Source organism: Longimicrobiaceae bacterium (assembly GCA_035696245.1).
In the GTDB taxonomy this organism is placed as follows: Bacteria; Gemmatimonadota; Gemmatimonadetes; order Longimicrobiales; family Longimicrobiaceae; genus DASRQW01.
The window spans coordinates 1-9,109 of sequence record DASRQW010000344.1 but is presented as its reverse complement, the minus strand read 5'-3'; the positions used below and the strand labels follow the sequence as shown (position 1 = coordinate 9,109).

The window sequence follows — 9,109 nt, the reverse complement described above, 5'->3', positions numbered from 1 at the left end:
GAGCCCGGGCGTGAGCCGCTGGTGCGCGGCTTCCGCGCCGTCAAGCACGCCGCGGGCGAGGCGGGCGCGCTGGGCTGCTCGCTCTCCGGCGCCGGCCCGAGCTGCTTCGCCTGGTGCGACGGTGACGCTTCCGCCGCCGTGGTGCGCGACGCGATGGTCGCCGCCTTCGCGCGGGAGGGAGTGCAGGCGGACGCGTGGGTGTCGCGCGTGTCGGCGCCGGGGGCGAGAGTGGTGGGAGAGGGGTGACGTTGGGGCGGGCGGGGGTGGCCCTCACCCGGCTCGCAAGGCTCGCCTGCCCTCTCCCACAAGTGGGAGAAGGCACGAATCTCCTGCGTGGCTCCGGGGCGGAGCGGCGTCGGTAGCTCGGGCTGCGCCCTGCGCTGGGTATAGGTGGATCTGCACGCTGAAGATGTAGAGCTACGTGGATCCGCGTGTCGCCATGCGCTCGAACTGCTTCGTTCTCATCCCTCCGTCGATTCGCGGCTTCGTCTCTACCATTCCTCGTCGACGCTCCAGCGTAACTCTCCTCTTACGGCGCTTCGGTGAACGCGTCGAGGATGCTCGGCCGAGGGACTTCCCGCCATCTCGCCTCGTTGGGCTGCGTCTCCAAAACGTTACGTCCCTGCTGGATCGGTGTGGGCGGAGCGGCATGGATTTATGCGGGAAATGTATTAGATTGTCCCGCGTCGGCAGCCCTGCGCGGCGTCACGCGCGCGGGCCCTACCGGCGGCGCCAGCCGCCATCTCTTCGCCTCACAGACGGATGCGCCCGGTCCCGCCGCCTGCACGGACGGCGGGCACGACGCGTTGGAGCGCGGACCCGCGCGCCGGCCCTTCCGCATCCACCGAAAGACGTACCTCCGAATGGCCGAGACCACCACCGGCGCCCCCGCGGCGTCTGCCGATGACAAGCGCCTGCGGCTCGCGGCCCTGCTCCAGAAGAAGGCGGCGGCGCCCAAGACGTACCCGGCGTCGTTCCTCCAGCAGCGCCTGTGGTTCCTGGACCAGCTGGATCCGGGCAGCCTGGCGTACATCCTCCCCGGCGGCATCCGCCTGCGGGGGCCGCTGGACTCGGGCGCCCTCATGCGCGCGCTCGACGAGATCGTGCGGCGGCACGACGCGCTGCGCACCAGCATCCGCACGGTAGACGGCAAGCCGGTGCAGGTGGTGGAGCCCGCGTGCAGCCTCGAGTTGGCGGTGGAGAGCCTGGAGGACCTGGCCGACGCCGAGGCGCGCACTGCCGAAGAGGAGCGCCGGTCGCACGCCTTCGTGATGCAGCCGTTCGACCTGGCCAAGGCGCCGCTGATGCGCGCGCTGCTGCTGCGCCTGGCGCCCGACGAGCACGTGCTGGTGCTGGCCGTCCACCACATCGTGGCCGACGGCTGGAGCATCGGCATCCTGATCCAGGAGCTGAACCAGCTGTACGCGGCGTTCTCGCGCGGCGAGCCGTCGCCGCTGAAGCCGCTGGCGGTGCAGTACCCGGACTTCGCCGCGTGGCAGCACACGCACTTCCAGGGCGAGGAGCTGCAGCGGCAGCTGGCGTTCTGGCGCGGGCTGGTGGAGGGCGCCCCCGCGGTGCTGGACCTGCCCACCGACCGGCCGCGCCCCTCGCGGCAGGACAATGCCGGCGCCACCACCGTCCTGGAGCTGGACGCGGGCCTGGTGGACGCGGTCTCCGCACTCGCGCGGACGCAGGGCGCCACGGCGTTCATGGTGCTGCTGGCCGTCTTCGACGTGCTGCTCTACCGCGTGACCGGCCAGGACGACGTGGTGGTGGGCACCCCCATCGCGGGGCGCACGCGGAGCGAGCTGGAGCCCATCTTCGGCTACTTCGCCAACACGCTGGCGCTGCGCACGCGCATGGACGGCGACCCCACCTTCGGCGAGGTGGTGCAGCGGGTGCGGAAGATGATGCTGGGTGTGTACGCCAACCAGGACCTGCCGTTCGAGAAGCTGGTCGACGAGCTGAAGGTGGAGCGCAGCCTGGGCCACAACCCGCTCTTCCAGGTGCTGTTCGCGCTTCAGAACGCGGGCGGCAGCAAGCTGGACCTGGAAGACGTGGACGTCGCCGGCGTGTCGGTCGAGACGGGCACCACCATCTTCGACCTCAGCTTCCAGGTGGGCGAGCGCGACGGCGCCTACTACGTAGCCATCGAGTACAAGACGGGGCTGTTCGACGAAGAGTCGATGCTGCGCATGGGCCGCCAGTTCGAGACCCTGCTGCTCTCCCTCACCGCCGACCCCGCGCAGCGCATCTCGCGCCCCACGCTGCTGGACGCGGACGACCACCGCACGCTGCTGGAAGAGTGGACCGCGACGGAGCGCGACCTTGGCCCCGCATCCACCGTCCACGCGCTGTTCGAGCGCCAGGCGCGCGCGACGCCGGACGCGACCGCGATTCTTTTCGGCGATGCGTCGCTCTCGTACGTGGAGCTGAACGCACGCGCGAATCGGCTTGCGCGGCATCTCCAGAGCCTCGGCGTCGGGGCAGATGTGCCGGTTGCCATCTCGGTAGATCGGTCGCCGGAGATGGTCGTCGGCCTGCTCGCCGTGCTCAAGGCGGGCGGCGCATATCTCCCGGTCGATCCTGCGTACCCGAAGGACCGGCGGGCGTACATGCTGGAGGATTCCGGCGCGACCGTCCTCCTGACCACGTCCAAGCTCGCCGCCGATCTGCCGGATCACTCCGCGCGCATCGTCCTGCTCGACCAGCACCCGGAAGATGCCGCATCGGCCGACGATTCCGATCTTTCGGTGGATGTCGATCCGTCGAGCCTGGCGTATATCATCTACACGTCTGGCTCGACGGGGCGGCCGAAGGGCGTGATGGTGCCGCACGATGCGGTTGCGAACCTGGCGAGAGCCCAGATCGAGGCGTTCGGCATCTCATCCGAGAGCCGCGTGCTCCAGTTCGCCTCGTTCAGCTTCGACGCCGCGGTGTCCGAGGTGCTGACGGCGCTGCTGGCGGGCGCGACGCTGGTGCTGGCGCCGCAGGACGCGCTGATGCCGGGGGATCCGCTCATCGGGACGCTTCGGGAGATGAACGTCACCGTCGCCACGCTGCCGCCGTCGGTGCTCACGGCGATGCCGGAGACGGAGTTCCCGCATCTCCAGACTCTCGTCTCGGCCGGCGAAGCCTGCTCGGCAGAGATCGTGACACGCTGGGGAGACGGCCGCCGGTTCCTGAACGCGTACGGGCCGACGGAGGCGACGGTCTGCGCCACCATCGCGGCGGAGGAGACGGGCGAGCGGCGGCCCACCATCGGGAAGCCGATGGCGAACACGCGCAGCTACGTGCTGGACGCGCGGGGCTGGCCGGTGGCGGTGGGCGTGTTTGGCGAGCTGCACCTGGGCGGATCGGGCGTGGCGCGCGGCTACACCAGACGCCCCTCGCTGACGGCCGAGAAGTTCCTGCCCGACCCGTACGCGTACGAGCCGGGCGGGCGCATGTACCGCACGGGCGACCGGGTGCGCTGGCGGGCGGACGGGACGCTGGAGTTCGCGGGGCGCATCGACGAGCAGGTGAAGCTGCGCGGCTTCCGCATCGAGCCGGGCGAGGTGGAGAGCGTGCTGCGCGCCCACCCCGCCGTGGCCGACGCTGTGGTCGTGCCCCGCGAGTCCGCCGCGGGCGACCTGCGCCTCGTCGGCTACGTGGTGCCGGCGGACGAGGGGAAGGCGCCGGGGACGGCGGAGCTGCGCGCCCACGCGCTGGAGCGGCTGCCGGAGTACATGGTGCCCGCCGCGTTCGTGACGCTCGACGCGTTCCCGCTCACGCCCAACGGCAAGGTGGACCGCCGCGCCCTGCCCGCGCCCGACGCGGAACGGGCGGGGGTGGAATCCGCCTACGTAGCGCCATCCACGCCCACGGAAGAGAAGCTGGCGGCCATCTGGAGCGAGCTGCTGGGCGTGGAGCGCGTGGGCGTGAACGACAACTTCTTCGAGCTGGGCGGCCACTCGCTGAACGCCACCCAGGTCGTGTCGCGCGTCCGCACCGTGCTGGGCGGCGAGCTGCAACTGAGGACGATGTTCGAGAGCCCGACGGTGGCCGCGCTCGCCGCGCACCTCGACGCCGCTTCCGGCTCCGAGGCGGCGCGCCCGCAGGCGCCGCGCATCGTCCGCGTGGCCCGCGAGGGGCGCGTGCGCCCACCCGAGGCGTAGCCGTGACGCCCCGCATCTCCCGTCCCGCCGCACCCCGGAAGCACGCCGCATGACGCAGGACACCCCGGGCGCCGCGCCGCTCTCGCCCGAGGAGAAGCGGCAGATGCTGGCACGCCTGCTGAGCCGCAAGGCCGCCGCGCCCCGCACCTTCCCGGCGTCGTTCGCGCAGCAGCGCCTCTGGTTCCTGCACCACCTGGAGCCGGAGAGCGCCGCGTACAACGTGCCCGCCACCCGCGTGCTGGACGGGCGCCTGGACGTGAACGCGCTGCGCCGCGCCGCCGCCGAGCTGGTGCGCCGCCACGAGGCGCTGCGCACCCGCTTCGCGCTGGCCGCGGGCGAGCCGGTGCAGGTCGTGGACCCCGCCGTCCCGGTGACGATGGACGTGGAGGACATGCCGGGCGGCGACGAGGACGAGCGGCTGGACGCGTTCGACCGGCGGGTGAAGTCGCTGGTGAACGAGCCGTTCGACCTGGAGCGTGGGCCGCTCTTCCGCATGCGGCTGCTGCGGCTGGAGCCGGAGCGGCACGTCTTCGTGCTCGTGGTGCACCACACCGTCACCGACGGCTGGTCGTTCGAGCGGCTGCAAGCGGAGATGGAGGTGCTGTACGAGGCGTTCGCCGCCGGCCAGCCTTCGCCGCTGCCGGACCCGCCGCTCCAGTACGCGGACTTCGCCATCTGGCAGCGCGGGCACCTTCAGGGGGCCGAGCTGGCGCGGCAGATGGAGTTCTGGCGCGGTGTGCTGGACGGCGCGCCGCCGCTGCTGGAGCTGCCGACCGACCGGCCGCGCACCGCCACGCTGGGGTCGGAAGGCGCCGCCTGCTACTGCGAGATGGGCGGCGGCGTGGCCGCGGCAGTCCGCGAGCTGAGCCGCCGCGAGGGCGCTACCGGCTTCATGACCATGCTGGCCGCGTACGCCGTGCTGCTCCAGCGCTGGTCCGGGCAGGACGACCTGGTGGTGGGAACGCCCATCCTGGGCCGCCCTCGCTCCGAGCTGGAGGGCGTGGTGGGCTACTTCGCCAACACGCTGGCCGTGCGCATACGGCTGGAGGGCGACCCCACGTTTCGCGAGATGGTGCGCCGCGTCCGCGAGGTGATGCTGGGCGCGCAGGCGCACCAGGACCTGCCGTTCGACAAGCTGGTGGAGGAGCTGAAGGTGGAGCGCAGCCTGGAGCACGCGCCGGTGTACCAGGTGATGTTCGCCCACAACTCCGCCCGCAAGGCTCCGCCGCCGGGTGTGGATGCCGAGGCACACGACCCCGAATCGGCAGATGGCGGACCGGGAGATGCCGGGCCGTCCGCAATCTCGTTCCGCAACACGCTGCCGCCGTCGGGCACCGCCGTCTCGGACCTGAAGCTCACGGCGAACGAGGGGCTCGACGAGTACCTGGTGCGCATCGACTACCGCACCGACCTGTTCGACGCCGCCACGGCAGAGCGCATGGTCGAGCAGTTCGAGCGCCTGGTCATCGGCGCCACGGAAGACCCCGACCGCCGCATCTCCACCCTCGACATCCTCTCGGACGAGGAGCGGGAGCAGGTCCTCCGCGAGTGCAACGACACGGCGCGGGACTACCCGTCCACGTGCATCCACCGGCTCTTCGAGGCGCGGGCCGCCAAAACGCCCGATGCCGTGGCGCTCGTGCACGCGGCGGAGGCGATTACTTATTCGGAGCTGAACGCGCGCGCCAACCAGCTCGCGCACCATCTCCAGTCCCTCGGCGTCGGCCCCGAATCGCTGGTCGGCGTGTGCATGGAGCGCAGGCCGGAGATGATCATCGCGCTCTTCGCCGTCCTGAAGGCAGGCGGCGCGTACGTGCCGGTCGATCCGAACTATCCGGAGGATCGCATCGCGTATATGCTGGAGGATTCGCGAGCAGCGGTCGTGCTGACGCAGTCGTCCGTCGCCGCGCATCTCCCATCCACCGAAGCCGTTGGGGTTTCTGTAGATGCGGATTGGGGGAAGATCGCGCATCTACCGAACGACAACCTCTCGGTAGATGTGCGGCCGGAGAACGCCGCGTACGCGATTTATACGTCCGGATCGACGGGGAAGCCGAAGGGCGTGCAGATCGAGCATCGCAGCACGTCCGTGCTGCTGCACTGGCTGCGCAAGGCCGTCTCTGATGCGGAGCGTTCGGCGTCGCTGGGCTCCACGTCCATCAGCTTCGACGTGTCGGTCGCGGAGATCTTCGGGACGCTGTGCTGGGGCGGGAAGCTGATCCTGGTCGAGAATGCGCTGTCGCTCGCGGAGCTTTCGGTAGATGCGGGCGTGCGGCTGGCGACGATGGTGCCTTCCGCCGCGGCGGAGCTGCTGCGGATGGACGCGATCCCAACTACCGTGCGCACGTTCAACCTGGGCGGCGAGGCGCTGCCGAACGCCCTCGCGCAGGGCCTGTACGAGCTCGGCCACGTGGACCGCGTGCTGAATCTCTATGGGCCGACGGAAGATACGACGTATTCCACGTGGTCCGAGGTGGAGCGCGGCGGCGCGAAGGTCTACGTCGGCCGGCCGGTGGCGAACACGCGCGCGTACATCGCCGACCGGATGCTTCAGCCCGTGCCGGTGGGCGTGCAGGGCGAGCTCTATCTGGCGGGCGACGGGCTGGCGCGCGGCTACCTGAACCGGCCGGCGCTGACGGCCGAGCGCTTCATCCCCGACCCGTTCTCCGGCCAGCCGGGGGCACGGATGTACCGCGTGGGCGACCGGGTGCGGTGGACGGAGGGCGGCGTGCTGGAGTACCTGGGCCGCCTGGACCACCAGGTGAAGATCCGCGGCTTCCGCGTAGAGACGGGCGAGGTGGAGGCGGCGCTGGCCTCGCACCCGTCCATCGCAGCGGCCGCCGTGATCGCGCGCGAGGACGCGCCGGGCGACACGCGGCTCGTCGGCTACTTCGCGACGGCAGACGGTGCCGCGGCGCCCGACGTGGCCGAGCTTCGGGCGCATCTCAAGGCGTCGCTGCCGGACCACATGGTGCCGAGCGCCTTCGTGGCGATGGACGCGCTGCCGCTCACGCCCAACGGCAAGGTGGACCGCCGCGCCCTTCCCGCGCCCGAGCACGCCTCGCGCGAGGACAGCTACGTCGCGCCGCGCACGCCCGCCGAGCAGTCGCTGGCGGACATCTGGGCGGAGCTGCTGCGCGTGCCGCGGGTGGGCGCGACGGACCACTTCTTCGAGCTGGGCGGCCACTCGCTGATCGCCACGCAGCTCATGTCGCGCATCCGCACAGTGCTGGGCGTGGAGCTGCCCCTCCGCGCCGTCTTCGAAGCGCCCACCGTGGCCGAGATGGCGCTGCGCGTGGACGCCGCCGCCCAAGCCGGCGATCCCGAAGGCCCCGCGGCCCCGCGCCTGGCCCGCGTCTCTCGCGACGCCCGCCGCGCCGCCGCCCCCGCCGCCGAGGGCGACTGACGCACGAGAACGCCCCGCATCTCCCGTGATCGTATGGAGATGCAGCGCGGTAGATGACGCTCGGCCGCGCATCCGTGCATCACCCGGACGCCCAGCCGCCGAGCGGAAGCGTGACCATCGCGCCACCGTCCGCACGACAAGCATCCGTCGTCCGGAGGTTTGAGGCCCGCGCAGACCCAACCCTCTCCCGCTTGCGGGGGAGGGTGCAAGTCTGAGGGAGCGGGAGGGGCATTCCCCCGCTCTACCGCATCCCACCCGCCATGCCGCGCAAAAACTAGTCGGCTTACGGTTGGGTGTTGGGGCGGGTGAAGTGACAACTTGGGAGATTCCGAACGTCCGCGGCACATCCGCCGGGCGCCGCCGCCGCTTGGCGAGGCGCCCGGCAGACGCGTCGGGACGATTCCAGCCGGCTCGCAGAGAGACTCCATACCGATGAGCAGTGGCCCCACCGAGCAGACGCTGATGTCGCCCGAGGAGAAGCGCCGCCTGCTGGCGAAGCTCCTCCAGAAGAAGGCGGGCGAGGCCAAGACGTACCCCGTCTCGTTCTCGCAGCGGCGCTTCTGGTTCCTGGACCAGCTGGAGCCGGGCAACCCCGTCTACAACATCGCCGTCCCCGACGCCTTCCCGGGCGACTGGGACATCGACGTCGTGCGCCGCGCGGTGAACGAGATCGTGCGCCGCCACGGCTCGCTGCGCACGGTGTTCCGCACGGTGGACGAGGAGCCGGTGCAGCACGTGCTGCCGGTGCTGGAGATCGACGTGCCGTTCATCGACCTCTCCGGCCTGCCGCCGGAAGAGGTGCGCGCGGAGTCCGGCCGCATCGCCACGGGCGAGCGGATGCGGGCGTTCGACCTGGAGCACGGGCCGCTCATCCGCTGCACGTTCGTGAAGCTGGGGCCGGGCTCGAACGTCTTCATCCTCTGCACGCACCACATCGTGGGCGACGGCTGGTCGAACGGCATCTTCCTGAACGAGCTGCGGGTGCTGTGCGCGGCCTTCGCCGCGGGCGAGCCGTCGCCGCTGCCGCCGCTTCCCATCCAGTACCACGACTTCGCGCTCTGGCAGCGCGAGCAGGTGAGCGGCGAGGCGCTGGAGCGGCAGCTGGAGTACTGGCGCGGGCAGCTGGCCGGCGCCGCCGAGGTGCTGGAGCTGCCCACCGACCGGCCGCGCCCGCCCACGCAGCGCTACGAGGGCGCGACGACCAAGTTCCTCGTCCCGCTCTACACGGTGGACGCGCTGAACGCGCTGACCCGCGAGGAGGGCGCGTCGCTGTTCATGACGCTGCTCGCGGCGTTCCAGGTCGTGCTCTCGCGCTGGTCCGGCCAGACGAGCGTCGTGGTCGGCACCCCCATCGCCGGGCGCACGCGGCCCGAGGTGGAGCGGCTGATCGGCTTCTTCGTCAATACACTGGCGCTGCACACCGACCTGTCCGGCGACCCCAGCTTCCGCGAGGCGGTGCGGCGGGTGCGCACCACCATGCTGGGCGCGTACGGGCACCAGGAGATCCCGTTCGACCTGCTGGTGGACGAGCTGGGCGTGGAGCGCA

The 9,109-nt window shown here is 71.4% G+C and carries 4 protein-coding genes; all 4 read left to right on the top strand.

Features of this window, described 5'->3' with window-relative positions:
- A partial coding sequence (locus VFE05_15890; GenBank protein ID HET6231555.1) for a hypothetical protein occupies nucleotides 1-246 on the top strand: 246 nt, incomplete at its 5' end.
- Between the two features lie 617 nt (nucleotides 247-863).
- Nucleotides 864-4,157 carry an amino acid adenylation domain-containing protein gene (locus tag VFE05_15885; protein HET6231554.1) on the top strand — a complete coding sequence of 1,098 codons (3,294 nt, stop codon included), beginning with the start codon at nucleotides 864-866 and terminating at the stop codon, nucleotides 4,155-4,157.
- A gap of 49 nt (nucleotides 4,158-4,206) precedes the next feature.
- Entirely contained in the window at nucleotides 4,207-7,563 is a 3,357-nt protein-coding gene (locus tag VFE05_15880; protein HET6231553.1) for an amino acid adenylation domain-containing protein, read from the top strand.
- A gap of 432 nt (nucleotides 7,564-7,995) precedes the next feature.
- A partial coding sequence (locus tag VFE05_15875; GenBank protein ID HET6231552.1) for a condensation domain-containing protein occupies nucleotides 7,996-9,109 on the top strand: 1,114 nt, incomplete at its 3' end.